Consider the following 26,577-nt stretch of genomic DNA (forward strand, 5'->3'; position numbering starts at 1 on the left):
ATCAATCGGAATAAAGCGCGGAGCGATAGGCGAAAAGCCCCGGCAATCCGCCGGTATGGATGAAGAGCACGTTGCCCATTCCCGAGAAGGTGCCGGCGCGGGTGAGGCCGATCAGGCCAGCGAAGCTCTTCGCCGTATAGGTCGGGTCGACGATCAGGGCTTCGAGGCGGCCGGCAAGATCGATCGCCTCGCGGGTGCTATCGACCATCTTGCCGTAGCCGGGACCGAGCCAGTCGTCGCGGCAGATCACCTCACCGTCCTCGACGACCTTGCCGCAGGAGAGCATCTCTTCGGCAAGGCGCAGGATGGAGCGCACGCGTTCGGTCTGGCTCACGGCGTCGCGGCGCACGCAGATGCCGTGTACCGGTCCCTCATAACCCGCGAGCCGCAAACCGAGCAGCGTCCCGACATGGGTGGCCGCGCTGCCCGTAGGCACCACCACGGCGTCGAAGGAAATCCCGTTTGTTTCGGCCTCCTCCAGCAGTTCGACGGCGCACTGCATGTAGCCGAGCGCGCCGGTCGGTTTGGTGTCGGGGGAGAGCGTGAAGAGATATGGCTTCCTGCCCTCGCCTTTCAGCCGCTCAGCGATGCGCGCGAGATTGGCGTCCGCCGCCTTCTCGTCCTCGCCGAGGGGGAAATGGTGCATCCGGGCGCCGAAGATCCGGTCGAGCAGGACATTGCCCGACTTGTGGTACTCCTCGCCCATCCCCTCGACCCGGTTCTCGAGCTGGACATGGCACTCCATCCCGAGCTTCGCCGCGAAGGCTGCCGCCGTGCGCATGTAGTTCGACTGGACCGCGCCGGTGATCACCGCCGTGTCGGCGCCGGCGGCCTGTGCCGCGCCAAAGGAATATTCGAGCTGGCGCACTTTGTTGCCGCCCGTGGCAAGGCCGGTGCAGTCGTCCCGCTTCACCCAGAGCGCCGGAACATCCTTCCCGGTCGCCTCGGAAAGATGGGCGGTCAGCCGCCTCATCTTCTCCAGCGGTGTCGGGAAATGCCCGAGACGGATCCGCGGAAATCCGTTCAGCCGGTGCCGCAGCGCCTCGGGCGTCCGCATCACTCCATCGCCTCGAGCTCGGTGATGAAGCCGTCGATCACGTCCAGCCCCTTGGACCAGAAGGCCGGGTCGCTCGCGTCGAGCCCGAAGGGTGCGAGCAGCTCCTTGTGCCGCATCGTGCCGCCAGCGGACAGCATCTCCAGATACTTCTCCGCGAAGCCTTCCTCCGCGTCCTGATAGACCGCGTAGAGCGAGTTCACCAGGCAATCGCCGAAGGCGTAGGCATAGACGTAGAACGGCGAGTGGATGAAGTGCGGGATGTAGGACCAGAAGGTCCGGTAATCCTCATCGAACCGGATGGACGGGCCGAGGCTCTCCGTCTGGGTCTCGATCCAGATATTGCCGAGATCCTCCGGCATCAGCTCGCCGTCCTGGCGCGCCGCATGCACCTTGCTCTCGAACTGGTGGAACGCGATCTGCCGGACCACGGTGTTCAGCATGTCCTCGACCTTGCCCGCGAGCATGGTGCGGCGCTGCTTCGGGTCGGTCTTGCTCTTCAGCACCGCGCGGAAGGTCAGCATCTCGCCGAACACGGAGGCGGTCTCGGCGAGGGTCAGCGGCGTGTCGGAGAGCAGCTGGCCCTGTTTGCCGGCGAGCACCTGGTGCACGCCGTGCCCCAGCTCATGCGCCAGCGTCATCACGTCCCGCGTCTTGCCCTGGTAGTTCAGCAAGAGATAGGGATGCGCGCTCGGCACCGTCGGATGGGCGAAGGCGCCCGACGCCTTGCCGGGACGCACCGGCGCGTCGATCCAGGCATTGTCGAAGAAACGCTGCCCGACATCGGCCAGCTCCGGCGAGAACGAGCGGTAGGCGTCGAGCACCGTGCGGGTCGCCTTCTCCCACGGGATCGTCGCGTCATCATCGTCAGGTAGCGGCGCATTGCGATCCCAGTAATTCAGCGCCTCTACGCCAAACCATTTCGCCTTCAGCGCGTAATAGCGATGCGACAGCCGGTGATAGCTGCCCGTCACCGCGTCGGAAAGCGCCTGCACCACCTCGTCCTCGACCTGGTTGGCGAGGTTGCGCGCGGAGATCGGCTTCTCGTAGCCGCGCCACTTGTCCTCGATCGCCTTGTCCTTGGCGAGCGTGTTGGTGATCAGGGCGAAGAGCCCGATGTTCTGCTTCAGCACGCCGGCGAAGCTTTTCGCCGCCTTCTCGCGCACCGCACCGTCCTTGTGGCTCAGCTTGTCGAGCACTTCGGCCGAGGTCAGCTGCTTGCCGTCGAACGGAAAGCGCAGGCGCGCGAAAGTCTCGTCGAACAGTCGGACCCAGGCGGACTTCCCGGTCACGGATTTCTCGTGCAGCTTCTCTTCGATCTCGTCGGAGAGCTGATACTCGCGGAAGGCGCGGACGTCGCGCAACCACGGCTTGTAGAAGGCGAGCTCCGGCGCTTTCAGCCGTTCGGCGATGTCCTCTTCCTCGACCCGGTTGATCTCCAGCGTGAAGAACAGCAAGTCGGTGCCGGCCGCGTTGACCTTCTCCTGCATGGACTGGAAGAAGCGGCCGTTCTCGGCGCTGCCCATGTCGCCCGCATAGACGAGATAGGCGTAGGACATGATCCGCCCCATGACCTCGTCCATGCGCTCGTAGGCCTGCACCGCCTCGCCCAGTTCGCCGCCGTCCAGTCCGGAGATCTTTCCGGCATAACGCGCCTTGAAAGCCTTCGCGTCCGCCGCCAGTTTCTCGAGATCTTTTTTCAGAGCGTCGGAGTCAGGGCCGGGATAGAGATCGGAGAGATCCCATTCGGGAAGAGCGCCAAGTTCGGATTGTGCGGCTTCGGCCATATCGGTATCCATTCAAGTAACTGAAGAGCGAACAGCTCATCCATGTCGGTCGCCGGCATGTCGTTTCCAGCCCCGTGCGACAATTCGGGGCGGAGGGAGGAGACCTGATTTAATGGACTACAAGGCAGTTCGTAATCTCGCAACTTTGTTCTTCGACCAGTCCGCGCGTCTGTCGGACCGCCCATTCCTCTGGGCGAAACGCGACGGGATATATGAGCCTCTCACCTATGGCGAGACCCGCGCCGAGGTGCAGCGCTGCGCCAAGGGCCTGCGCGCCATCGGCATCGGGAAGGGCGACCGGGTCCTGCTGCTCTCCGAGAACCGGCCCGAATGGGTCATCGCCGATCTTGCGATCATGGCGGTCGGCGCCATCGCGGTCCCGGCCTACACCACCGCGACGAGCGACGACATTCTGTTCGTGCTGGACCATAGCGGTTCGAAGGCGGCGATCGTCTCGACCGACCGGCTTTCCAAGAAGCTGATGCCGGCCGCCCGCAGCTCCGATGCCTGCGAGACCGTTGTTTCGATAGAGAATACCGGCGGCGCGACCCAGGCCGGCGTCAATGTCGTCGGGTGGGAGGAACTCTGCAAACGCGGCGAAAGCATAGATGGCGATCCCGCGAACTGGGCCGCGGAGCTGAAGCGCGACGAGGTCTGCAGCCTGATCTATACCTCCGGCACCGGGGGACGCCCGAAAGGCGTCATGCTGACCCACGGCTCGCTGCTGACGAACTGCGAGGGCGCGCACGACCTGCTCGCCGAGCTCGGCCTGAAGCACGAGGTCTTTCTCTCGCTACTGCCCTTATCGCATTCCTATGAGCATGCCTGCGGCCTGCATTTCCCGATCTCCATCGGCGCGGAGATCTACTATGCGGAGGGGCCGGACAAGGTCGCGCAGAACCTCGGAGAAGCGAAACCGACGATCATGACCGCGGTGCCTCGGCTCTACGAGGTCCTGCACGACCGGATCCGGCGCGGCGTCGATGCCAAGGGCGGGCTGAGCGCGAAGCTGTTCCACCGCGCCGTCGAACTCGGCACCAAGGCGTACCGCGATCGCTCCAGCCTCTCGCTCGGGGAGAAAGCGGAGAATCTCTTGCTCGACGCGCTCGTGCGCAAGAAGGTCTCGGCCCGCTTCGGCGGACGTCTCAAGGCCTTCGTGTCCGGCGGTGGCGCCCTCAATCCGGATATCGGTACCTTCTTCCTCGCGCTCGGTGTCCGCATCCTGCAGGGCTACGGCCAGACCGAAGCCTCTCCGGTGGTGAGCTGCAACCGCTGCAAGCTGGTGAAGATCCACACGGTCGGCCCGCCGCTCAAGGATGTCGAGGTCAAGATCGCCGCCGACGGGGAGATCCTGGTGCGCGGCGAGCTGCTGATGAAAGGCTATTGGCTCGATCCCGAGACCACCGCCAAGACGATCGTCGACGGCTGGCTGCATACCGGCGATATCGGGAAGATCGACGAGGACGGTTACATCGTCATCACCGACCGGAAGAAAGACATCATCGTCAATTCCGGAGGCGACAACATTTCTCCGGCTCGCGTCGAGGGCCAGATCACGGTCGAGCCCGAGATCGCCCAGGCGATGACCTACGGGGACAAGCGTCCCTATCTCGTCGCCGTCCTGGTTCCCGACCAGATCTTTATCGAGGAGTGGGCGAAGGCCAACGGCGCGCCACCCGACTTGGCGGAGCTTGCCGGCAACGAGGACTTCATCAAGGCGATCGCCGCCGCGATGGAGCGGGCGAACGGCCGGCTATCCCAGATCGAGAAGGTCCGCCGCTTCATGCTCGCCGACGGCCCGTTCACGACCGAGAACGCGATGATGACGCCGACCCTGAAGATCCGGCGCCACAAAATACGCGAGGCTTACTGGCAGCGGCTCGATGCGCTTTACGGACGGAGCTGACGTTCTGAATTCGCGCGCACGGAACGGATTTTGGCCGCATTTTGGCGTTCTGCTATGATGAGGCGTCGTAATTCGCCGAGGCACGCGGGCCGTCCGGACCGCTGTCAGGCTGGGTCGAGAGGAAATACCTCAAATGGTGAATACGCCAGGCACGGACCGCCCTGCCCCCGCTGAGCTCCAGCGGCAGTTCACCGAGGCCCTCTCGCTCCATGAAGCGGGCAATCTGGCGGCCGCCCGACCGCTCTATGAGCAATTGTTCCGCTATTTGGGGCCCGTTGCTGATCTTCAGCATCTCTATGGCACGCTTCTTTTTCAGACCGGAGCGGCACGCAAGGGGCAGGCGCAGATAGCAAAAGCCATCCTGCAACGTCCGGATGCGGCATCGTTCTACGATCATTTCGGAAGCGCAGCACGGGCAGCCGGCGGCACGGGCCCGGCAGCCGCGGCTTATGAAAGAGCCGGAATCATAAACCCGGCAGCCGGCACGGCTTTTCTCAATGCCGCGATCGTAGCGCTTGAAACCGGGCGTCCCGACATCGCCGTAACCCGCGCTTTACGGGCGGTCGAACTGATCCCCGAGAATGCCGAGGCGTGGCTGCGTCTCGGATGCGCCTACCAGACAATCGGCGAGCCGGCGAAAGCTCTCGAGGCTCTCTCCAGGGCACGAGACCGGGCACCGGCAAATGCCGAAATCTATTTTCATTTGCGTGCCGCACATCTTTCCCTCGGTGAAACCGCGCTGGCGGACCGGGCAACCAAGTGCGGCATCCTGCTTGATCCGCAGCGTTTCGAGTTCTACGCGAACTTCCGCGACGGAGATATTTCCGAAATATCCGGCCGGCCGGGCCTCGTTCCAAGGAAGCTCGCGACAATACTCAGCCCCGGGTCGGCCAATGCCTGGAACCAGTTGTCCGCGACCTATTACGGCGACGTCAGATACGAGGCTGCGGCCGAGGCCGCCCGGCGTGCCATCCTGCTCTCGCCGGCAACGGTGATGTTTTACAACTCTCTCGGAACCACGTCGTACCAGCTTGGCCGCTTCCATGAATCCGTCCGCGTCTCCCGCCACGGATTAAGTGTAGACCCGACATTCGACGACCTCGGCTACAACCTATCGCTTTCCGCTTTCTGCACGCAGGACGTTGAAACCGGCTGGAGGTACTGGCCAAACCGTCTCGGGATGAAGGTCGCCCCGCTCAGGGTCGGGATCCCCCCGCGTTGGTCGCCGGGTTCCACTGTCCCGGACCACTTGCTCGTCGCCTCGGAACAGGGGGTCGGCGACGATCTCAGGTTTCTGTCGCCTCTCAGAGAACTGCTTCGCGACGTGAAGACCGTAACGGTGGAAACGGATACGAGGCTGCACCCCCTTCTGAAGCGCACCTATCCGAGCATCGACCTGATCCCGACACAGCTCAGGCCGGGTCCGCAGGGAAAGCCTACGCACGATTACACGACGCTGGCGGCGGAAAGGGGCTTCACTCACTCGATTTTCAGCGGCGACCTTCCTGCGATTTACCGTTCAACTCCGGAAAGCTGGAACGAGACGCCGTGCTATTTGCAGCCCGACCCGGGCTATACCGCCGCATGGCGCGAGCGCCTGAATGCGCTGGGACCGGGCCCGTATCTGGGAATCAGCTGGCGCAGCGGAACGCTGATCACCTCGCACAGGGCGATCCACTACAATACCATCGACGAATTGATTCAGGAGATCCCGACCGGGGATTTCACCCTGGTCAATCTGCAATATGGCGATGCTTCCGGGGAACTCGCGGACATCCGGTCGAAATACGGCGTCGTGATCCACGACTTTCCGGACCTAAATCAAACCAGGGAACTCGATCGCGTCTTCGCTCTGATGGCCTGCATGGACCTGATCGTGACGCCGTCCACGGCTGCGCTGGCGCTGGCCTGTTCGGCCGGCGTTCCCGTGATCGGTCTCGGAAAGGCTTATTTCTATTTCGCCGATGGATGGGATCCGATGTTCCCCACCCATTATCCCGTGAAGCGGCCGTCGGACTCGACGGCGACAAGCGACCGGCCGCAGCGCGTCGGGGCCGCGGTCCGTCATTTCCTCGAGACCGGGGCGCTCCCGATCAGGAAACCCTGATCCGGTTCACATGTCCCATCTTGCGGCCCGGACGCGCTTCAGCCTTGCCGTAGAGATGCAGTTTGGCGTCCGGCTCCGCGACGATCGTCTTCCACTGCTCGACCTGATCGCCGATCAGGTTCTGCATCACCGTCGGAAAGCGCACATCGACCGGACCGAGAGGCAGTCCGGTCACAGCACGGACGAATTGCTCGAACTGGCTGGTCGCGCAGCCGTCCTGGGTCCAGTGGCCCGAATTGTGCGGCCGGGGCGCAACCTCGTTGACGAGGACCTTGCCGTCGGAGGTCACGAACATCTCCACTGCGAGCAGACCAACGAGATCAAGGCGCTCCGCAAGCGCTTCCGAGACCGCGCGCGCCGCGGCTTCGGTTTCCGGAGCGATCGCCGCTGGGACCGTGCTGGTGCTGAGGATATGGTCGACATGATGGTTCTCGGCCACCGGAAAGGCGCGGGAGGTTCCGTCGAGACCGCGCGCGACGATGACGGAAATCTCCTTCTCGAAGGAAACGAATCCTTCGAGGACCGCGTCGTCCGTGTTCAACGATTCCCAGGCTTCCGCGAGGTCCGTCTCCGCCGCGATCTTCACCTGACCCTTGCCGTCATATCCGAAACGGCAGGTCTTCAAAACCGCCGGACGGCCGATTTCCTCGACCGCCTTGCGCAATTGCTCAAAGCTGGTGACGTGACGGTAAGGCGCGGTTCCCGCCCCCGCATCGCGCGCGAAGTCCTTCTCCGCAACCCGATGCTGAGAGACCGCCAGAACGCTCGGCCGCGGCCGCACCGGAGCCAGCTTTGAAAGCCGCTCGACCGTGTCGACGGGAATATTCTCGAACTCGTAGGTGATGACATCGACACTGGCGGCGAACGCAGAGAGCGCGACTTCATCATCATAGGACGCGACGGTTGTGCGTTCCGCGACCTGGGAGGCCGGGCTGTCTTCTTCCGGGGTGAAGATATGGCAGCGATAGCCGAGCGGCGCAGCGGCCAGCGCCGTCATCCTGCCGAGCTGCCCGCCGCCGATGATTCCGATGACAGCGCCCGGCGCCAGAACCTCAGGCATCAGGAGTCCACCGGAACGTCGCCGACCGAGTCGGTTTGAGCCTCGCGCCAGGCGGCCAGCCGGGCATGCAGGGCGTCGTCTTCGTTGGCGAGGATCGCCGCCGCCAGAAGGCCGGCATTCTTGGCTCCGGCCTTACCGATCGCGAGCGTACCCACGGGAATACCGCCCGGCATCTGCACGATCGAAAGCAGGCTGTCCATGCCTTTCAGCGTCTTGCTTTCCACCGGCACGCCGAGCACCGGCAGCGCCGTCTGCGCTGCCACCATGCCCGGCAGATGCGCCGCGCCGCCGGCGCCGGCGATCACCACCTTGAGGCCCCGCGCCTTCGCCGTGGCCGCATAATCCGCCATGCGCGCGGGTGTGCGGTGCGCGGAGACGATGCGGGTTTCGTGCGGAACCTCGAGAGCCTCGAGAATGAGGGCGGCTTCCTTCATGGTTTCCCAGTCCGACTGGCTTCCCATGATAATGCCGACCAATGGTGTCGCGGCCTCGGCCATATGCGCCATCCTGCTTCCAACGGCCCCGCCTGCGCGGCGGAGCGGGCCAAAGAAGCGCGGCATTATAGGAGCGAAGCTTTCAGTTACAAGCGCGGACTGACGGCTTTTGTCCCGGCGCGCTTTGTGGTTGAGTCGTAAGGGAGTAAGCGGAGAGGAACGGGTCGTGAGTGAGTCCATCAGCAGACGGGATGCCGCCGCCTTCCTGCATCAGGCGGGCTCCACGCCGGTTGCCCATGCCTTCACCTCGTGCCGGGGGGCCTGGGCGGTGGACGAGACAGGCCACCGGTTCCTCGATTTTCACGGCAACACTTGCCACAATATCGGCTACGCGCACCCCCGCATGGTTGCGGCGCTGAAACAGCAACTGGACACGCTGTCCTTCACGCCGCGGCTCTTCACATCGGAGCCTGCGGTCGAACTCGCGGAAATGCTGGCCGCGCGCTGGCCCTACGGCAATGCCCGCGTTCTACTTGGCGTCTCGGGCACGGACGCCATCGAAATGGCGCTCAAGCTCGCCTATGTCGCGACGGGGCGCACTAAGACGATCGCTTTCGACGGCAGCTGGCACGGCGCCGCGCTCGGCGCGCTCTCGGTCGGCGGCACCGCCGCGGAGCGAGAGGAATTTCCCGCTCTCGAAGGCTGCCATCACGTTCATCCCTTCTGGCCGCGCAACAGCGGCGAAACCGCCGAGGCGGCGGCGCAGACCGCGTTCGAGGCGCTGGAATATTATCTCGCAGCGCGCGACATCGCGGCTCTCCTCTCGGAGCCTATCCGCGCCACACCGCATTTGCCGCCGGACTGGTTCTGGCCGGAGATCCGCTCCCTCTGCGACCGGACCGGAACATTGCTGATTTTCGACGAGATCCCGACGGGCCTCGGCAAAACCGGCCGCTTTTTCGCCAGCGAACATTTCGAAGCCGCGCCGGACATCACCGTACTTGGAAAATCGCTGGGCGGCGGCGTCCTGCCGCTCTCGGCCGTGATCGCCAATACCGAACTCGACGTCGCCCAACATCTCGGGATCGGTCACTACACCCACCAGAAAAATCCGGTGTTGGCCCGCTCGGGGATCGAGACGCTCAGAATCATCGATGACGAGAAACTTGTCGAAAGATCCGCGAACCTGGGCCGTTGGGCGCTGGCGGAGTTGCAGGCGCTCTCGAAAAAGACACCCGCCTATTCATATGCGCGGGGGATCGGTTGCGCGATGGCGGTCGAATGCGACGATCGGACGAATTTACCCGCCCTGAAAGACGCCTGCTACAGGCTGGGTCTCAACACCGGCACTGCAGACGGCCGCTATCTCACCCTCTCCCCGCCGCTGAACATCTCTGAGGAGGATTTCCGGTTCGCCGTCGGCATCCTTGCCGAAGCCGGGTCCGGTTTTATCTGACCGCGGCCCTGTTCCGCCGCCGGGGATCGTAGAAGAGGCGCGATTCCATCGTTTCGTCGCGCCCGACCATCGCGATCCGCTGGCTGGCGAGTTTGATATCGCCAGTCAGGTGCAGGATACCGATCGGGCGGTGAGGGATATCGGGTTCAACCAACTCTCCCGCTTCCGGATCGAAAGCCGGAAGCGCCATGTTGGCCAGCCAGTTGAAGGTGCTCGGCAGGAAGCAGCGCGGATGGTCGGTCGTGTAGACGGCGTAATTGAGCGACATCTGATCCGCATAGAACCCGACCTTCCGGCCGAGAGCCGTGCGCATCGCGTCGGCCCAGACATCCCAGACCGGATGGGCGGCCGGCATGGAGAAAACGCCGCAATTCAGTACCGGATTGTATCCGACCCGTTTGGCCTCGTCGGCGCCGAAATATCCGGTTTGCTGCTCGACCGTCCAGCGCACATAGGACTTGATGTCGAAGCAATGCGCATAGGCACGATCCATCTCCGGAACAATCGAGAGCCGCCCCTGCAGCGCGCTCTTTTCCAGCCACTCGATCGCCCACCAATGCTGAATCCAGGCATCGGCGTCGATCCAGATATAGGTTTCGTATCCGGGGAAATGGTCGCGCAGGAACGGACGTGAGACCATCGCCTTGAAACCGGGCCCAACCGTCGATCGATCGCGGCCCGGCGGTGCGAAGTCGACGTCCCATCCGGGCGAAGCGATTTCCGGACTAAACTTTGCCAGCGTCGCTCGGTTCTCCTCGGACAATCCGAGATCGAGATAGCCGATATCGATATCGGCACTCTGCTGATCCCTGATCGAACGCAGAAGGCTGAGCGATACCTGAAAGAAGCGATCGTCGCTTGCCGTGCAGATGATGGCTCTGGCGGTCACCGGACGCTGAGCCCCGCTCAGGCGATGATGTCGGGGAGGAGCTCGCTCTCGAGCCGGATGATCTGATCCTTCAGCAGCAGCTTGCGCTTCTTGAGACGCTGGATCTGGAGCTGGTTGAACGGCCCGTCTTCCGCCAGACGGGCAATCACGTCATCTAGATCGCGGTGCTCCACCTTGAGCTCTTCGAGCCTGCGTGACAGTTCTTCGCGGTCTGCTTCCAACGCGGTGATCCGTAGCCGTCCATATGCTGAATGGATCTGTCATATCTCAAAGCGATCCCGTTTGGTAGGGCGCTTTTGCATGCTAGACATGAGCAATGCGCGCGCTCGATAACCCGTTCTGGACCTACTCCCTCACGACCTACGCCCGGGACGGCGCGGCTGCCGCATGCCTCGATCTGCAAGACCGGTACGGTCTCGACGTCAACCTTCTGCTGCTGTGCTGCTGGCTCGGATCCATGGGCGTCGCTCTGGATCGCGGAGATGCCCGACGCGCGATCGAACTTGCCGGTGAGTGGACCGGACCGGTCATTGCGCCTCTGAGAGCCATCCGGCGCCACCTGAAACCGCTCGCGGCAGACCCGGGGCTCACCGCGTTCCGCCAACAGGTCGCCGCACTGGAACTGACCGCGGAACAGATCCAGCAGGCGCGGCTTCACACGGCGTTCGAAGGACTTTCCGGGAGCGGAGACGATCCGGTCCACGCGGCGGCCGGCAATCTGCGGCATTACCTTTCCCTCGCGGCAACGGGCCCCGGCGACGGGATTCAAGACAGTCTTTTGAAACTCGTCCGCACCGCCTTTCCCGACGCGGCGGAAGCGGATATCGTTTCCGCTCTCGCCGTTCCGGCATCCGACCAGACCAGATAGGGAACCAGCTCATGCGCGACGGCGCCCATGTCACGCTCCGCTTCGAAAAACCCGACGGCGGAATGCTCGCCGTCAGCGTCTCGGACCTGGTTGTCGGCGGCTGGAGCGGCCGGGACACCGAAGCCCTGCAGCATCATATCGACGAGTTGAAGGCGATCGGCGTCGCACCGCCGAGCCAGACGCCGCTTTTCTACCGGAACGCGGTCAATATTCTGATGCAGGACGATGCGATCCAGGTGGTCGGAACCGAGACCTCGGGAGAGGTCGAGGCGGTCCTCATCGCCAGCGACGAAGGGCTTTGGGTGACCGTCGGCTCCGACCATACCGACCGCGCCGCCGAGGCCTATTCCGTCGCCGCCTCGAAACAGATGTGCCCGAAGGTGCTGGCCCGCGAAGCCTGGCCGCTGGCGGACCTGCTGGACCATTGGGATCAGATCCGGCTGCGCTCCCGTGTCGTGATCGATGGCGAGGAAATGCTCTACCAGGACGGAACCCTCGGCGCGATCCACCGGCCGGAGACCATGATGGAGAAATACGCGAAGGGCGATCTCGCACCCGGCACCGTCATGCTGCTCGGGACCTTCGCCGCGATCGGCGGCATTCGCCCGGCGGACCGCTTTTCGATGGAGATCGAGGATCCGGTGCGCGGAGCCAGGATCTCTCATGCCTACGACATTCATACCCTTCCAAATGTGAGTTGAGACCATGTTCGCCCCGCTCAAAGACCTCGCCGCCGACCTCTCCACCGGCAAGACGACCTCCGAGAAACTGACCGAAGAAGCGCTGGCCCGGATCGAGGATCCAAAAGGCGAAGGGTCCCGCACCTTCACCAATGTCTTCGCCGAAGGGGCGCGGGCGGAAGCGAAAGCGAGCGATGCCCTGCGCGCGGCCGGGATCGTCCCCTCGCCGCTCGCCGGTATTCCGATTTCCGTGAAGGACCTGTTCGATATCCGCGGCAAGGTCACGATGGCCGGCTCCGTCGCCCGCAAGGACGAACCCGCCGCTGCCGCGGACGCGCCGGCCATCGCCCGTCTCCGGGCCGCAGGCGCCGTCATCGTCGGGCTCACCAACATGACCGAATTCGCCTTCTCGGGCCTCGGGCTGAACCCACATTACGGCACGCCGAAGAATCTCTATGACCGGGCAACGGGCCGGATTCCCGGCGGTTCCTCCTCCGGCGCGGCGATCTCCGTGACCGACGGCATGGCGGCGGCCGGCATCGGCACCGACACCGGCGGCTCGGTCCGCATCCCCTCGGCGCTGAACGGCCTCACCGGCTTCAAGCCGACCGCGCGCCGGGTGCCGACCGATGGCGCCTTCCCGCTTTCCTGGTCGCTCGATTCCATCGGTCCGCTCGCACGCTCCGTCGCCTGCTGCGCCCTGCTCGACGCGATCATGGCGGGCGAGACGCCGAAGCCGGTCGAGCCGTTCCCGGTCAAGGGCATGCGCCTGGTGGTGCCGGGCACCCTCGTGCTCGACGATATGGACGAGCATGTCGCGAAGACATTCGAGGCCGCGCTCGACAGGCTCTCCAAGGCCGGCGCGATCCTGGAAGAGAAAAGCTTCGAGTGGCTGCTGGAAATCCCGGCCTCGAACAGGGCCGGCGGTTTCGCCCCGACGGAGGCCTATGCGATCCACCGCGACCTTCTGTCCCGCAAGGAAGCCGATTACGACCCGCGGGTCGGGACGCGGATCCAGGGCGGCGCGAAGATGCTGGCGGCGGATTATGTGATCCTGCAGCGCCGCCGGGCCGAGATCCAGGCCATCGCCAATGCGGCGACGCGGGACTATGACGCGGTGCTGATGCCGAGCGTGCCGGTCGTCGCGCCCGGCATCGCCAGTCTCGAGGCCGACGATCACCTCTATCACACCACCAACATGCTGATACTGCGCAACCCGTCGCTCGGCAATTTCCTCGACCGTTCGGCCGTCTCGCTGCCCTGTCACGAGGCGGGCACAGGACCGGTCGGCCTTATGGTGGTTGGCGAAACGATGGGCGATGCGAAGACGCTGGCGGTTGCCGCCGGGATCGAGGCCACGCTGGCCGGCCGCTAGGACAATCCTTTCCGCGTCCCACGTGCACGGCGCTTAATCGCCCGGCAGGCAGTTCCTGCCGGGCACCACTCCCCCAAGAGCCTTTCATATCCGAAAACCCAACCGGCTCGCCACTCGTGCCAGGCCCGGCACGTATTTTGCTTAACCATTATTAACGTCCGCACCGGATCGATTTCCGACGCGGCGGGTATGCGAAAAGGCATGAATTCGGAAGTCTTGGGACCGTCCTATGATCAGCACTCTCGGCGTATACGCGCAGGGGCTGTTGCCCCAATTGTTCGAGGCTCAGAACGCGGATACCCCGGATCGCAAGGCCTCGCTCTCACAGAGACCTGCGTCGGGCACCGGTATCGTCGATACAGTGGAAATTTCAGCCGAAGCGCGGGCTTTGCTGAAGACGCAACAGGCCGAGGACGCTCTTTTTCAGGCGCGGGTCGACTATTTCGAACAGTTTCGGCCGACGAGAGAGGGGTTCTCGGCAAGAAACCTTTCTGCTGGCATCGTCGATCCCAGCGCTGAACCATTTTCCCAGGAACGGTCGTTTGCCCAGGTCGCCGAAGCAGCCCGGCAAAATCTGGACTCGAAATATGAGGCCATGCGGGAGAGCGGAGAGCCATTCTCCACCCACAATTATGAGGGCGTCGATCACTATTCGCTGTTCGGAGAGCTCGACCGCCGGGCACTTCACGCCGTGGCCAGCAATGAGGGAGGCCTGTTCAGCGAGGACGAACAGAACACGGCCAGAGATCTCATGAACGGCCAGCAAGGCATGGCGATGGGTCTCTATAACGGCCCGACCCGCCTTAGCGGCGAGTTCTTAGCCGCCAGCCCGCTGGACCACGAAAGTACCTACAAGGCCGGCCTTCAGTTCCTCGACAAGGTGAGCATCGAGGAGAAAGCCACCCGCATCGAGTGGGCCGTACAGCGAGCCGTCATCCAGCGCGCCTACGAATCCGAGGTGTCAGAGCGCGGCGGCATCCCTGAACGGTTTGCGATCGATCACCCGGTGGTGGCACTTATCTCTGCCGCGATGGAGGCTTGGGAGCATAATCCCGGGCTGAAGAACACTGCTCAGCACCGGAATGCCGCCGAATTGCGATCGCAGGAATGGTTCGCGCCGTTCGCCGATCGACTCGATGCGGCGATAGCCGAGACCCTGAAGATGTACGGTCTGGCGACTTCGTGACGGAGGTGACCGGCAAGCCGGCCGCCGACGGTCTTAGACTTGCCGCGCGCCGGCGAAGGGACGCCGTTTCGGGGCGCAGTTCCTGAGTGCCTCGAACGGGCTCTTCACCTTCTCGGCAGCCTCCTTCAGACGGCCGGTCAGCTTTGGTATCGCCATGACATTCCGGATCCGCCGGTCGAGGAAGTCCCAGGTCTCGACATGGTCCTCGGACGTATCGTTCAGCCAGAACAGCAGGGTCGAGCTGTACACCGCCGCGAGCAATCCGCGCTTGGTATAGAAATTGTAGTCGGTCGAGGTATCTCCCGCCGCCTTCCAGATCGCATCCACGGTCCGGTAGAGGCTGCGGGTTCCGAGGCCGCCCTGCCCCGGGACCGCCATATAGGCCAGCGTACGGCGCACCGCTTCCTTGTGCGGCACGGCCTGCTCGAAACGGATGCGGACCGCGGCGGCAATCCGGTCGCGGATCTTCATCTGCGACGGATTGCGGCGCTGGAACTCCCGAACCATCTCGCGGTCGGCCCGGTCGAGAAAATGCCCGATGCAGTCACCGACGCCCGCCGGGAACAACCGGTCGAGGTCCGCGGCGGAAATGCCCGCATCCTCGGCGCCGTGCTTCAGCGCCTTGCGGCTCCAGCCGTCGAACATGACGTGCGGCAGGATGCTGTCCAGCAACCGGTCGCGCTCCGCCTCCCGTTTGTCGAGAACGGTATCGTCGCTCATTTGCCGTCTCCTTCTTCTTCCCGCTCCGGAATGTCCGCCGCCGCGCGCAGCAGTTCCTCGCCGTAGCCGAAGCGCCGCATGTCGGTCATGCGCTCCGGATAGAGAATGCCGTCCAGATGGTCGACCTCGTGCTGGATCACCCGTGCATGAAAACCTTCCGCCTGGCGCAGCACCTTCTCGCCGTTCAGATCATAGCCCCGGTACAGGATCTTCCGGTAGCGCGGCACTTCGCCCTTGAGGCCAGGAATGGAGAGACATCCCTCCCAGCCGAGTTCCATTTCGCCCGAAAGCGGCTCGATCACCGGATTGACCAGAACCTGCAAATCGAGCGGCCCGTCATTCGTCTCCGCGGTCGCCCGTTCGGCCGGAACCTTGAAGACGATGATCCGCTTCGAGATGCCGATTTGCGGCGCCGCGAGGCCGACACCGCCGGCGGCAGCCATCGAGTCGGCCATGTCCTCGGCGAGCGCGGAAATCCCTTCCGCGGCCGGATCCGGAATCTCTTCCGCCCGGCGGCGAAGGACCGGATCTCCCATTCGTACGATCTTTTGTGCTGTCATGACTTCGATATAGAGCGCTAACATCGCAGGGTAAACCGCGCTTCGGGCTTTCGACGGCTGCCCGGATGACATCAGGGGCTGTGCAAAGCTGCTCTGCAAATAACCGCGCGATTTATGTAAAGCCGGGCTTTGCAAGTCGCGAAGGGTTGTGATACATACCCGCCTCCTGCCCGTGGGGAGCGAAATCCCTAGGGGCACCTTGTGTTCTGAATTCGCACAGTTGTTTTGGAGGTCGGGTTTCGTGCATGTAACGGTCCGCGATAACAATATCGATCAGGCCCTGCGCGCGCTGAAGAAGAAGATGCAGCGCGAAGGTGTCTTTCGGGAAATGAAGCTGCGTCGCAACTTCGAGAAGCCGTCCGAAAAGCGGGCGCGCGAGAAAGCCGAAGCGGTGCGCCGCTATCGCAAGCTCATGCGCAAGCGCATGGAGCGCGAAGGCTTCTAGAGCCCTCGGGGCTCTTGCCGCTTCGGCGGTATCTACCCGGTCCAGAACACGGAACCGCCCTCGCATGCCGAGCGGCGGTTTTTGTGTTTTCCCGGTTTTGCCGCTCCTATTTCTCCTCTTTCGGCATCAGGCGCGCCAGCGACATGGCGAGTTCGGCGATCGGCTGGGTCTGCACGATGACGTGGCCGGGGCCGGTTACGTGGGTGACGAAGATCCCCTCGCCGCCGAACACCAGATTGCGGATCCCTTTCTGAAACGCGATGTCGTAGTCGCAGGTCCCGGAGAAGCCGACGAGGCAGCCGGTATCCACCGTGATGCGCTGTCCCTCACCCAACTCCCGCTCGACCAGGGTGCCGCCGGCATTGAGGAAGGCGAAACCGTCGCCTTCCAGTTTCTGCAGGATCAGCCCTTCGCCGCCGAAGAACCCGGCGCCGAGCTTGCGGGTCAGCGCGATCGAGACATCGACGCCGCGGGCGCTGCAGAGATAGGCATCGCGCTGGCAGTAGAAGAGCCCGCCGCTCTTGCCGAGATCGATAGGGCGGATCTGCCCCGGCATCGAGCCCGCGAAACAGACGTCCTGGCGCTCGTCCGCCTCATTGATGAAATAGGTGAGGAACAGGCTCTCGCCGGAGAACTTCCGGAACAGGCCGCCAAGCAGGCCGCCTGTGAGCTCGGTCGTCATCCGGATTCCCTGATCCATCATGACCATCGCCCCCGCCTCGGCCTGCACCGCCTCCCCCGGATCGAGCGTGACGGTCAAGAGCGGGGCGTGGTCCCCCTCGATCCTGTAGTCGATGACGTCGGCGGCCATGAGAACTCCTGTCGCTCGAAAATGGTTCGGTCCACGACACTTGGTGTCGCCCACCGGGCAATCAACGCGATTGCATTTCGCTATTGAGCTTCATATTGCTGCGCCGACGCGCCATTGCCAAATACAGGCTTGCCCTATGACCGATCTGCTCACCGAACTCCTCGCCGAAAAGCCCTGGCTGCTGACCGACGGCGCCACCGGCACGAACCTGTTCGCACGCGGCCTCCAGCATGGCGACGCGCCGGAAATCTGGAACGTCGAGGAGCCGGCGAAGATCCGCGCCCATTACCGCGACTTCATCGAGGCCGGCAGCGACATCGTGCTGACCAACACCTTCGGCGGCACGGCGAACCGGCTGAAGCTGCACAAGGCCGAGGAGCGGGTCTACGAACTGAACAAGGCGGCCGCCGAGCTGCTTGCGGCGGAGATCGCCGAAAGCGGACGGAAGATCGTCAATGCCGGCAGCGTCGGCCCGACCGGCGATCTCTACCAGCCGCTCGGTCCGCTTAGCGTCGAGGACGGCAAGGAGAGCTTTGCGGCGCAGATGCGTGGCCTCAAGGACGGCGGCGCCGACGTCGCCTGGATCGAGACCATCTCCTCTGAAGAGGAACTGACGGCGGCGCTGGATGCGGCGGACGAGGTCGGATTGCCGGCGGTCTGCACGCTCTCTTTCGACACCAACGGGCGCACCATGATGGGCATGACGCCGCAGCGCCTGGTCGAGATGGTCCATGCCCGCCCGGTCCGTCCCGTCGCCTTCGGAGGCAATTGCGGCACCGGCGCCTCGGACCTGCTTGTCGGCCTGCTCAGCATCGCGGACAAGCTGGAAAGCGGAGACGTGCTGATCGCCAAGGCCAATTGCGGGATCCCGGTCTACGAGGACGGCGAGATCCGCTACACCGGCACGCCGGAGTTGATGCAGGCCTGCGCCCGTCTTGCGGTCAATCTCGGGGCCCGGATCGTCGGCGGCTGCTGCGGCACCACACCGACCCATATCCGCGCGATGCGGGAGGCGCTCGACGCCCACACCAAGGGCGATGCCCCGGACATGCCGGCGATCGTTGCCGCCTGCGGCACGCTGACCGGCTCGACGGCCGAACTTCTCGGCGGCGGAGAGGGCAAAGAATCCACTCGCCAACGGCGCGGCCGGAGACGGAATTGATCCGCCGAATGCCGATCCGGGAACGGTTCGGTTTATTTGACTTTCCAGCCATTTCAACACGTTGACCCTGCAAATCCCGATCCCTACCTTCAGCCTCGGAAAGGATGACTTTCCCGCGGGATTTGACAGGGCAGCTTGCATCCGCGTCACCAACTGCTAAAGCGCCACGGGATGTTCCCGTGGGCCCGAACCGAGTGGCGGGCATATCGCGCGTGGCGCGATCTTGCATGACCTTGACGATGACGAGGCGGACGAAAGTCCGTCAACGGGCAAGCTTGCCCGATCGCCGGGGTACCGCCCACGAGCGACGCGGAATGGATGAAGGATCATGGCGCAAGCGATCGAACGGGTAACGACCGGCGGACGATACTCACATGTCCGTCACGACAAAAACGAGGACGAGACGGCGGCGCTCCACCGCAGGCTCGTCGAGGACTATGCGGGTCTGGACGAAGCCGGGCTGCTGCATGCCCTGACCCAGGAGGAGTTTCCCGGGCGGAGCGCGGTGATCGCCTCCTTCGGGACGGAATCGGCAGTCCTGCTGGATCTGGTTGCCGAGGTCGACAGAACGATCCCGGTGATCTTCATCGATACCGGTAAACATTTCGCCGAGACGCTTGCCTATCGCGACGAACTGGTGGCGCGACTCGACCTGAAAGACGTCCGGAACGCGACCCCCTCCACAGCCCTGATCAAGCGCCAGGACCGGGACGGCACGCTCTGGCAAAGCGATCCGGATGCCTGCTGCAACCTGCGCAAGGTGTTGCCGCTGCGCCAGGCGATCACGCCGTTCGGGCTGATCGTAACGGGGCGGAAGCGGGCCCACGGCGATGTGCGCGCGGATATCGACCCGATCGAGCAGTTCGGCGACCGCATCCGTCTCAATCCGCTCGCCCTTTGGGACGAGGCCCGGATCGATGCCGAATTCACGGTCCGGGATCTGCCACGGCATCCGCTTCAGGCGGCCGGATACCGCTCGATCGGTTGCGCGCCCTGCACCGCCCCGGCAGCGGCGGACGGGCCGCAACGAGCGGGACGCTGGGCCAGGCTCGAGAAGACCGAGTGCGGCATTCATTTCGACGAGAACGGCGCCGTGCAGCGCTCGCCCGGCACCAACAAACAGGCCGCGGCCTGATCCCTTTCGAACCCGGCTGTGCGCAGCGATTGCGAGACCAATCGCCGCGCACGGCATGGAAAGATTGAACCGAAAGGCCGCCAAGGATAGAAAACGGCGGTCGCAGGCCCAATCTTAGGGCCGTTGACCTCAACCGCTGCCCGGACCGGGCGGTGCCGGCCGAGCCGCCGGACCTCTCAACAGGAGAGCAGGTACAGTGAACATGATGGACAGTCACGCCACAATCGCGGAGAGCGCGGAAGCGCGCGGCACCGGAGGGTTTCCGGTTCCGGACGGAGTCTTCGCCGAGACCGTCACCGAGGTGCAGCACTATACGGACCGGCTGTTCCGGTTCCGCATGACGCGCCCGCAGAGCTTCCGGTTCCGCTCAGGCGAATTCGTCATGATCGGCCTGCCGAACGCCGAGAAACCGGTCTACCGCGCCTATTCCATCGCCAGCCCCGCCTGGGACGAGGAGCTCGAGTTCTATTCGATCAAGGTCCAGAACGGCCCGCTTACCGAGCATTTGCAGAAGATCCAGCCGGGTGACACCGTGCTGATGCGCAAGAAGCCGACGGGCACGCTGGTGAACGACGCGCTGCTCCCGGGCAAGCGTCTTTACATGTTCTCCACCGGCACCGGGATCGCGCCCTTCGCTTCGGTGATCCGCGACCCGGAGACCTACGAGAAGTTCGACGAGCTGATCCTGACCCATACCTGCCGCGAGGTCGCGGAATTGACCTATGGCAAGGAACTGGTCGCATCGCTGAAGGAAGACGAGGTTTTCGGCGAACTCGCGGGCCCGCAGCTCACCCTCTACTCGACTACGACACGCGAGCAGAGCGAGAAGATGGGCCGCATCACCGACCTTATGGAGAGCGGCAAGCTCTATGAGGATCTCGGCGTTCCGCCGCTCAACCCGGAAAGCGACCGGGCGATGATCTGCGGCTCGATGCCGATGCTGAAGGACGTCAAGGAGCTCTGCGAGAAAGCCGGGCTGACCGAAGGGGCGAACAACAACCCGGCCCAGTTCGTCGTCGAGCGGGCTTTCGTTGGCTGACCTCTGGACTTCCGGCGGTTCGACTTCTGGCTAAGGTTCCGGGGATTCATTTCCGGTTAAAGGTTTCGTGGCAAACTCCTTAAAAAAATCGGGTCCAATGCCACGAATATCGGCAGAGGCCTGGGAGAAGCCGGTCGAAACGGCATCACCTTCGGAAGCCCGAAACTGGAGGCAGGCGGCATGAAATACCTTTTTGGAACGGCACAGGAACCGACAGTTATCGGCCCGCGCGTAATGCGTCTCCTCGGGCAGTCCGGCCAGATGTATATATCCACCACCGGCAGCGCTTCCGAAGAGTTCGACGAGTTGGTCTTCGCCGACGAAGACGAGACGGATCATGACGCTGCACCGGATAACCAGATTCCGTGGCGCATCCTTATCGTGGATGACGATGCCGACGTGCATAAATCGACCCTGTTCTCGCTCGGCGGCGAGACCGTTCTCGGCCGGCCGCTTCATTTCCATCACGCCTATTCACGGGCGGAAGGTATCGAAGTTCTGAACAAATGCCCCGGTATCGCGCTGGTGCTGCTGGACGTCGTGATGGAAACGCCCGAAGCAGGGTTCGAGCTTGCGCGTCACATTCGCGCGGAAATCGCGAACACCGACATCCGGATCGTAATCCGGACCGGGCAGCCGGCGATGCTGTCGGAAAGCGATGCGAGAAACGTCAAGGACATCAATCGTTTCATCCTGAAGTCGCAGCTTACTCACAGCATGCTTCTGGATGTCGTGACCTCCGAAATCCGGCAGTTCCAGGACCTGGCCTCCTAACCGCGCTCCCCAGCCGGAGATTGCCGGCATCGCAACCAATCCACCGGACACTTGGTGCTGACGGAAACCGTTCGCTTCCGTCTTTGGTGTAACCTGACGGAAATCTTCGCACTTGCGAAGCGCGCCGGGAACTTGCTCTAATCTGCGGCATGGGAGACGGCAAAAACGAATACGATGAGATGTTTGGCGGCGACGGAACAGTCCGGAACGCCTATCGCGAATATCACAACTGGATCGATGCGGAAGACCCCGCCCAGCTTCTAAAAAAATCCGCCGAGGCGGAGACCTTTTTCCGGCGCACCGGAATTACTTTCAACGTCTACGGCGACTCGCAGGATACCGAACGGCTGATCCCGTTCGACGTGGTGCCCCGCATTCTCTCGTCGCGGGAATGGTCGCGGCTCGCCCGCGGCATCGAACAGCGCGTCCGGGCGATCAATGCCTTCCTGCACGACATCTATCACCGCCAGGAAATCATCCGGGCCGGACGTGTACCGGAACGGCTGATCTCCGAGAACAGCGCCTTCGAGCCGAAGATGATCGGCGTCTCACCGCCGGGCGGCGTCTATACCCATATTGTCGGCATCGACCTCGTGCGAACCGGCGACAACGAGTTTTTCGTGCTCGAGGACAATGCCCGCACGCCTTCGGGCGTCTCCTACATGCTGGAAAACCGTGAGACGATGCTTCAGATGTTCCCGGAGCTGTTCTCCAAAATTCCGGTACAGAGTGTCAGCGACTATCCGAAAGCCTTGCGCCGTGCCCTCGCCCGCTCCGCCCCGAGCGTGTGCAGCGGGCGGCCGGTAATCGCGGTCCTGACACCCGGAATTCACAACTCCGCCTATTTCGAGCATTCCTTCCTTGCCGACCAGATGGGAGCGGAGCTCGTCGAGGGTCACGATCTTCGCGTCATCGACGGGCGCATCGCGATGCGGACGACCAAAGGCTACGAGCCGATCGACGTGATCTATCGCCGCGTGGACGACGAGTTCCTCGACCCGCTGAACTTCAATCCGGACTCCATCCTTGGCGTGCCCGGGATCATGGACGTGTACCGCGCCGGCGGCATCACGCTCGCCAACGCGCCCGGGACCGGGATCGCGGACGACAAGGCGATCTATTCCTACATGCCGGAAATCGTCCACTTCTACACCGGCGAAGCGCCGATCCTTAAGAACGTGGAGACCTGGCGCTGCAGCGAGCCTGACTCTCTGGCCTACGTCCTCGACAATCTCGAGCATCTCGTCGTAAAGGAAGTCCATGGCTCCGGCGGATACGGAATGCTGATCGGCCCGACCGCGAGCAAACGGGAAATCGCGCGGTTCCGGAAACTGCTCAAGGCCAAACCGGGCAATTACATCGCCCAGCCGACGCTCGCGCTCTCGACCGTTCCGATCCTGACGAAGGCCGGCCTCGCACCGCGTCATGTGGATCTGCGCCCCTTCGTTCTGGTCTCGCCGGACAGCATCGACATCACGCCCGGCGGTCTGACCAGGGTCGCGCTCAAGAAAGGATCCCTGGTGGTCAATTCCAGTCAGGGCGGCGGAACCAAGGACACCTGGGTGCTGGACGACTGATGCTGGGGAAATCTGCAGGCGGCCTTTACTGGATGTTCCGTTATCTCGAGCGGAGCGAGAATCTCGCCCGTCTGCTCGAGGCCGGATTCCGAATTGCTCTCACCCGCTCCACAGCGGCAACAAGCGAATGGCAATCGGTCATCGCGACGGCAGGCGTCACGAACGGGTTCGAAAACAGGCACGGTGAATACAACGCGGCCAATGTGGTCGATTACATACTGCGCGACCGCGAGAACACCTCCAGTGTCCGCTACGTCACGGAACAGGCGCGAACCAACGCCCGCCTTGTGCGAACCGCCCTCACGCGCGAGGTCTGGGAGGCGACCAACGAAAGCTGGATGGTGCTGAACCAGGCCCTGCAGCGTCCGATCCGGGAACGGGACCTGCCCGAAGTTCTGGCACTCATCAAGCAGCAGAGCACGCTGGTCCGCGGCACGCTCTACGGCACCATGCTGCGCAACGACATCTACAATTTTGCCCGGCTCGGGACATTCATCGAGCGGGCGGACAACACCGCCCGCATTCTCGATGTAAAATATTACGTCCTGCTGCCCTCGCTCTCGCATATCGGCTCATCGCTCGACAACGTGCAGTGGGAAACCATCCTGCGCTCCCTCTCGGCAAACCGCTCCTACCGATGGCTGAACGGCGAGGACATCAACCCGAGCGGCATCGCCGATTTCCTGATCCTGGACCGCAGCATGCCCCGCTCGCTGGCGCATTGTGTGCAGGAGATCCTCTCGAACCTGAACAATCTCAGCGCTCAGTACGGCGAGCGCAAGCCGTGCCATGATTGCGTGGACAAGATCTTCGAGACGCTCGACCAGAGGACTATCGATTCGATCCTTGCGTCGGGACTGCACGAATTCTTAAAGAATTTTATTTATGGTATGGGCGAACTGAGCAGTCAGATCGAACAGGACTACAGGTTCTACAGTTAACCATGCGCCTCCGGATATCCCACACGACGAGCTATCACTACAACGCGCCCGTCCCGTTCGCACTTCAGCAGCTCCGCAAGACGCCGCGGTCCTTCGCGTCCCAGTCCATTCTGGATTGGCGGATCGCACTCCAAGGTGCGCGCGAGGAGCTGAGTTTCACAGATCAGCACGGCAACCACGTCATCCTCACCAGCATCGAGCCGGACAGCCAGGACGTCTCCATCCTCGTCGAGGGCGAGGTCGAGACCCACGACACCCACGGCGTTCTGGTCGAGGAAGGGCTCCATGCGCCTTTCTGGTATTATCTGCGGAATACGCCGTCGACGGCGCCAGGTGCCGAACTCAGGAAACTCCTGAAATCTCTGGACGCCAAATATGACGGCGACATCGCCCGCCTGCATGCTCTGAGCGAACTGATCGGCAATCGGGTCGCTTACGAGCCTGGCAAGACCGAAGTCACGACGACCGCGGAAGACGCCCTCAAGGCCGGCCATGGCGTTTGTCAGGATCATACCCATATCATGATCGCCGCCGCGCGCGTGCTCGGCTATTCGTCACGCTATGTCAGTGGGTATCTGATGATGAACGACCGCGTGCAGCAGGATGCCGCACATGCCTGGGCGGAGATACACGTCCCGGACATCGGCTGGATCGGGTTCGACGTCTCGAACGGCATTTCGCCCGACGAACGCTATGTACGTGTCGCCTGTGGTTTGGACTATAAGGAAGCTGCGCCTGTGTCGGGTTTGCGGTTTGGCAGCAGTGCCGAATCCCTCTCCGTGAACCTCCAGGTCGAGCAGCAGTAACCGCCCATTCGGAGCCTTCTGTAACCATGACCTACTGTGTCGGCCTCAGGCTGAATAAGGGTCTTGTCTTCATGTCAGATACCCGCACGAATTCGGGTGTCGACAACATCTCGCAATTCAAGAAGCTGTTCACCTGGTGCGTGCCCGGCGAGCGCGTCATCACGCTTCTGACCTCGGGCAACCTGGCCACCACCCAGACCGTCGTCAGCATGATCGACGAGCGGGCGAAGGCGCCGGAAGACCGCAGTCCCTCGGTTTTTGCAGCTCCTTCCATGTTCGAGGCCGCGCGCCATGTCGGTCAGATGCTGCGCGAGGTGATTCGCACCTCCTCACCGAATGGAATGCGCGGGGATTCGACATTCGATGCGACGATCTTGCTTGGCGGCCAGATCCGTGGCGGCGAACCGCGCCTCTATCTGATCTATCCGGAAGGCAACTTCCTCGAGGCCTCCGAGGACACCCCGTTCTTCCAGATCGGCGAGACCAAGTACGGCCGGCCGATCATCATCCGCGCCTACGACCCGGAAATGAGCTTCGAAGACGCGATCAAGCTGTTGCTGGTCTCCTTCGACTCGACCATCAAGGCCAACCTCTCGGTCGGCCTGCCCCTGGACCTGATGACGTACGAGAAGGACAGTTTCGAGATCGGTCATACGCGGCGGATCAAGGCCGACGATCCCTATTACATGACCGTCTCGGAAGGCTGGGGCGACGCGCTCAAGAAAGCCTTCAACGAATTGCCGGACTTCCGGTTCTGAGACCTCTTCAGAGATGCGTCAGAACGTTGACCAGCCGGCCTTCGGGATCGCGCAGATAAAACCTGCGGACGCCCCAGGGCTCGTCCGCGGGACCGTACTCGACCTCGTAGCCGGCCTGCCGCACCTTCTCCAGCATGGCGTCGAGATCGTCCACCTCGATGGAGATATCCGGAACCGGCGCGCCGGAGCCGCCCTCGCGCATCAGGCTGAACTGCACCCGCATGCTCTCGTCCGAGCCGAGGGTTGCGATCCAGCCGAGATCCATCTTGAGCTCGAGGCCGAACAGGTCACGGTAGAATCGCGCGGTCGTCTCCACGTCCGGAGCGGCGAGATTGGCGACGATGCGTTTGACGGTCATGGCCCCGGCTCCTTCATTCCATGGACGAAACCGTGTCGCCGGGCCGGATCACGCCGCCCTCGACGATCTCGCAATTGAGTCCCGAGCGGTTGAGCAGCAGCTTGAACAGCTTCTTGCCGAGCAGATCGTCGAGATACTGGCAGGGCGTGTTCAGCCGCCCGCCATAGAGCACGACCTCTCCGACGCGGAACTTCTTCCCGACCAGATGGTTCAGCGGCACGCCGGTGACGGTGAGGTTGCGCCGGCTCTCGATCGGGGTGAGCTCCATATTGTGGTCGCGGGCGAGCGCCTCCAGCGTCTCGCTCTCGATCAGGGTGACCTGCCGGTCCGGCGCCGGCTTGTCGGAATAGGTTCCGGTTCCGAGGAAATAGCGGTCGCCCTCGATCCCCTTGCCGGCGATCAGCTTCGCTTCGTCGAGCTCGGTCATGTCCGCCGAACCCTCGGCGCAGATGTGGATGTGATCGAGACGGCCCGTCCAGTTCATGCGTACGCTCCCCGATGTTTCGGGAACGGTAGCATGCTCCAATAAACGTCGTCATCCCGGCCGCAGAGCCGGGACCTTGTCGAACAACGAGCTCGACTCTCCCAAAGGTCCCGGGTCAAGCCCGGGATGACGACACTGATTGAAAAAGCCGCGGCCCCGTTCGCGGGGGCGGGGGTTTCCGGGTCAAAACCCCCCACACCCCCCT

Annotated in this window: 27 protein-coding genes; 16 read left to right on the top strand and 11 right to left on the bottom strand. The window is 63.2% G+C overall.

The genetic code is table 11. The features are described from left to right. Position 1: 1 nt before the first annotated feature. Entirely contained in the window at positions 2-1,057 is a 1,056-nt protein-coding gene (locus IG122_RS20725; RefSeq protein ID WP_193188210.1) for a D-cysteine desulfhydrase family protein, read from the bottom strand. Continuing rightward, the gene (locus tag IG122_RS20730) at positions 1,057-2,841 is read right to left on the bottom strand and encodes a M3 family oligoendopeptidase (RefSeq protein ID WP_193188212.1); all 1,785 of its coding nucleotides are present in this window, start codon (positions 2,839-2,841) and stop codon (positions 1,057-1,059) included. The genes IG122_RS20725 and IG122_RS20730 overlap by 1 nt, the downstream gene beginning before the upstream one ends. A gap of 112 nt (positions 2,842-2,953) precedes the next feature. Here IG122_RS20730 and IG122_RS20735 point away from each other — a divergent pair, with 112 nt between their 5' ends. Together IG122_RS20735 and IG122_RS20740 are read left to right on the top strand one after the other, a co-directional pair. Further along, complete coding sequence (locus IG122_RS20735; protein ID WP_193188214.1) at positions 2,954-4,747, top strand: AMP-dependent synthetase/ligase; 1,794 nt, start codon at positions 2,954-2,956, stop codon at positions 4,745-4,747. 133 nt (positions 4,748-4,880) lie between these two features. Next, a complete protein-coding gene (locus tag IG122_RS20740; RefSeq protein WP_193188216.1) occupies positions 4,881-6,854 on the top strand; it encodes a tetratricopeptide repeat protein in 1,974 nt (657 codons plus the stop codon). Here IG122_RS20740 and IG122_RS20745 read toward each other — a convergent pair. Both IG122_RS20745 and purE read right to left on the bottom strand, forming a co-directional pair. Then, entirely contained in the window at positions 6,841-7,914 is a 1,074-nt protein-coding gene (locus IG122_RS20745; RefSeq protein ID WP_193188218.1) for a 5-(carboxyamino)imidazole ribonucleotide synthase, read from the bottom strand. The two genes, IG122_RS20740 and IG122_RS20745, sit on opposite strands and share 14 nt — an antisense overlap. Next, positions 7,914-8,411 carry a 5-(carboxyamino)imidazole ribonucleotide mutase gene (gene purE / locus IG122_RS20750; RefSeq protein ID WP_193188274.1) on the bottom strand — a complete coding sequence of 166 codons (498 nt, stop codon included), beginning with the start codon at positions 8,409-8,411 and terminating at the stop codon, positions 7,914-7,916. The genes IG122_RS20745 and purE overlap by 1 nt, the downstream gene beginning before the upstream one ends. Positions 8,412-8,574: 163 nt before the next feature. Here purE and IG122_RS20755 point away from each other — a divergent pair, with 163 nt between their 5' ends. Continuing rightward, the gene (locus IG122_RS20755) at positions 8,575-9,804 is read left to right on the top strand and encodes an aminotransferase class III-fold pyridoxal phosphate-dependent enzyme (RefSeq protein ID WP_193188220.1); all 1,230 of its coding nucleotides are present in this window, start codon (positions 8,575-8,577) and stop codon (positions 9,802-9,804) included. Here IG122_RS20755 and IG122_RS20760 read toward each other — a convergent pair. Next, the gene (locus IG122_RS20760; RefSeq protein WP_193188222.1) at positions 9,797-10,693 is read right to left on the bottom strand and encodes a hypothetical protein; all 897 of its coding nucleotides are present in this window, start codon (positions 10,691-10,693) and stop codon (positions 9,797-9,799) included. The two genes, IG122_RS20755 and IG122_RS20760, sit on opposite strands and share 8 nt — an antisense overlap. A gap of 17 nt (positions 10,694-10,710) precedes the next feature. Next, positions 10,711-10,914: a YdcH family protein gene (locus IG122_RS20765; RefSeq protein WP_193188225.1), complete on the bottom strand. Its 204-nt coding sequence runs from the start codon at positions 10,912-10,914 to the stop codon at positions 10,711-10,713. Between the two features lie 95 nt (positions 10,915-11,009). Between IG122_RS20765 and IG122_RS20770 the strand changes: the two genes are divergently transcribed. From IG122_RS20770 to IG122_RS20785, 4 genes are all read left to right on the top strand, one after another. Next, positions 11,010-11,561, top strand: a complete 552-nt coding sequence (locus IG122_RS20770; RefSeq protein WP_193188227.1) for a TIGR02444 family protein — start codon at positions 11,010-11,012, stop codon at positions 11,559-11,561. An 11-nt stretch (positions 11,562-11,572) separates the two neighbouring features. Beyond that, entirely contained in the window at positions 11,573-12,262 is a 690-nt protein-coding gene (locus tag IG122_RS20775; protein ID WP_193188229.1) for a DUF2848 domain-containing protein, read from the top strand. A gap of 4 nt (positions 12,263-12,266) precedes the next feature. Then, entirely contained in the window at positions 12,267-13,616 is a 1,350-nt protein-coding gene (locus IG122_RS20780; RefSeq protein WP_193188231.1) for an amidase, read from the top strand. Positions 13,617-13,845: 229 nt separating this feature from the next. Beyond that, a complete protein-coding gene (locus IG122_RS20785) occupies positions 13,846-14,802 on the top strand; it encodes a hypothetical protein (RefSeq protein ID WP_193188233.1) in 957 nt (318 codons plus the stop codon). 33 nt (positions 14,803-14,835) lie between these two features. On the opposite strand, the gene IG122_RS20790 is transcribed toward IG122_RS20785, so the two are convergent. Together IG122_RS20790 and def are read right to left on the bottom strand one after the other, a co-directional pair. Next, the gene (locus IG122_RS20790; protein WP_193188235.1) at positions 14,836-15,522 is read right to left on the bottom strand and encodes a COQ9 family protein; all 687 of its coding nucleotides are present in this window, start codon (positions 15,520-15,522) and stop codon (positions 14,836-14,838) included. Then, positions 15,519-16,106 carry a peptide deformylase gene (def, locus tag IG122_RS20795; RefSeq protein ID WP_449867113.1) on the bottom strand — a complete coding sequence of 196 codons (588 nt, stop codon included), beginning with the start codon at positions 16,104-16,106 and terminating at the stop codon, positions 15,519-15,521. The genes IG122_RS20790 and def overlap by 4 nt, the downstream gene beginning before the upstream one ends. Positions 16,107-16,323: 217 nt before the next feature. On the opposite strand from def, the gene rpsU reads away from it, so the two are divergent. After that, positions 16,324-16,527 (top strand): 30S ribosomal protein S21, encoded by a 204-nt coding sequence (gene rpsU / locus IG122_RS20800; protein ID WP_028467376.1) that lies wholly within the window; start codon positions 16,324-16,326, stop codon positions 16,525-16,527. A gap of 106 nt (positions 16,528-16,633) precedes the next feature. Here rpsU and IG122_RS20805 read toward each other — a convergent pair whose 3' ends face one another. Then, positions 16,634-17,338: a TIGR00266 family protein gene (locus IG122_RS20805; protein ID WP_193188239.1), complete on the bottom strand. Its 705-nt coding sequence runs from the start codon at positions 17,336-17,338 to the stop codon at positions 16,634-16,636. A gap of 136 nt (positions 17,339-17,474) precedes the next feature. Here IG122_RS20805 and bmt point away from each other — a divergent pair, with 136 nt between their 5' ends. From bmt to IG122_RS20845, 8 genes are all read left to right on the top strand, one after another. Continuing rightward, positions 17,475-18,500 (top strand): betaine--homocysteine S-methyltransferase, encoded by a 1,026-nt coding sequence (gene bmt, locus IG122_RS20810; RefSeq protein WP_193188241.1) that lies wholly within the window; start codon positions 17,475-17,477, stop codon positions 18,498-18,500. A gap of 328 nt (positions 18,501-18,828) precedes the next feature. Next, positions 18,829-19,635: a phosphoadenylyl-sulfate reductase gene (locus IG122_RS20815; RefSeq protein WP_193188243.1), complete on the top strand. Its 807-nt coding sequence runs from the start codon at positions 18,829-18,831 to the stop codon at positions 19,633-19,635. 202 nt (positions 19,636-19,837) lie between these two features. Then, positions 19,838-20,674, top strand: coding sequence for a ferredoxin--NADP reductase (locus IG122_RS20820; RefSeq protein ID WP_226893821.1), 837 nt, complete (start codon positions 19,838-19,840; stop codon positions 20,672-20,674). A 180-nt stretch (positions 20,675-20,854) separates the two neighbouring features. Continuing rightward, positions 20,855-21,448 carry a response regulator gene (locus tag IG122_RS20825; RefSeq protein ID WP_193188245.1) on the top strand — a complete coding sequence of 198 codons (594 nt, stop codon included), beginning with the start codon at positions 20,855-20,857 and terminating at the stop codon, positions 21,446-21,448. Between the two features lie 149 nt (positions 21,449-21,597). Further along, complete coding sequence (locus IG122_RS20830) at positions 21,598-23,025, top strand: circularly permuted type 2 ATP-grasp protein (RefSeq protein WP_193188248.1); 1,428 nt, start codon at positions 21,598-21,600, stop codon at positions 23,023-23,025. After that, positions 23,025-23,966: an alpha-E domain-containing protein gene (locus IG122_RS20835; RefSeq protein WP_193188250.1), complete on the top strand. Its 942-nt coding sequence runs from the start codon at positions 23,025-23,027 to the stop codon at positions 23,964-23,966. Before IG122_RS20830 ends, IG122_RS20835 begins: the two co-directional genes overlap by 1 nt. A 2-nt stretch (positions 23,967-23,968) precedes the next feature. Next, positions 23,969-24,772 carry a transglutaminase family protein gene (locus IG122_RS20840; protein ID WP_193188253.1) on the top strand — a complete coding sequence of 268 codons (804 nt, stop codon included), beginning with the start codon at positions 23,969-23,971 and terminating at the stop codon, positions 24,770-24,772. Between the two features lie 26 nt (positions 24,773-24,798). After that, complete coding sequence (locus IG122_RS20845; RefSeq protein WP_193188255.1) at positions 24,799-25,530, top strand: proteasome-type protease; 732 nt, start codon at positions 24,799-24,801, stop codon at positions 25,528-25,530. A gap of 7 nt (positions 25,531-25,537) precedes the next feature. On the opposite strand, the gene IG122_RS20850 is transcribed toward IG122_RS20845, so the two are convergent. Further along, complete coding sequence (locus IG122_RS20850; protein ID WP_193188257.1) at positions 25,538-25,888, bottom strand: VOC family protein; 351 nt, start codon at positions 25,886-25,888, stop codon at positions 25,538-25,540. Positions 25,889-25,901: 13 nt separating this feature from the next. Continuing rightward, the gene (locus tag IG122_RS20855; RefSeq protein WP_193188259.1) at positions 25,902-26,372 is read right to left on the bottom strand and encodes an MOSC domain-containing protein; all 471 of its coding nucleotides are present in this window, start codon (positions 26,370-26,372) and stop codon (positions 25,902-25,904) included. Positions 26,373-26,577 lie beyond the last annotated feature (205 nt).

Source organism: Nisaea sediminum, from assembly GCF_014904705.1.
Taxonomy (GTDB): Bacteria; Pseudomonadota; Alphaproteobacteria; order Thalassobaculales; family Thalassobaculaceae; genus Nisaea; species Nisaea sediminum.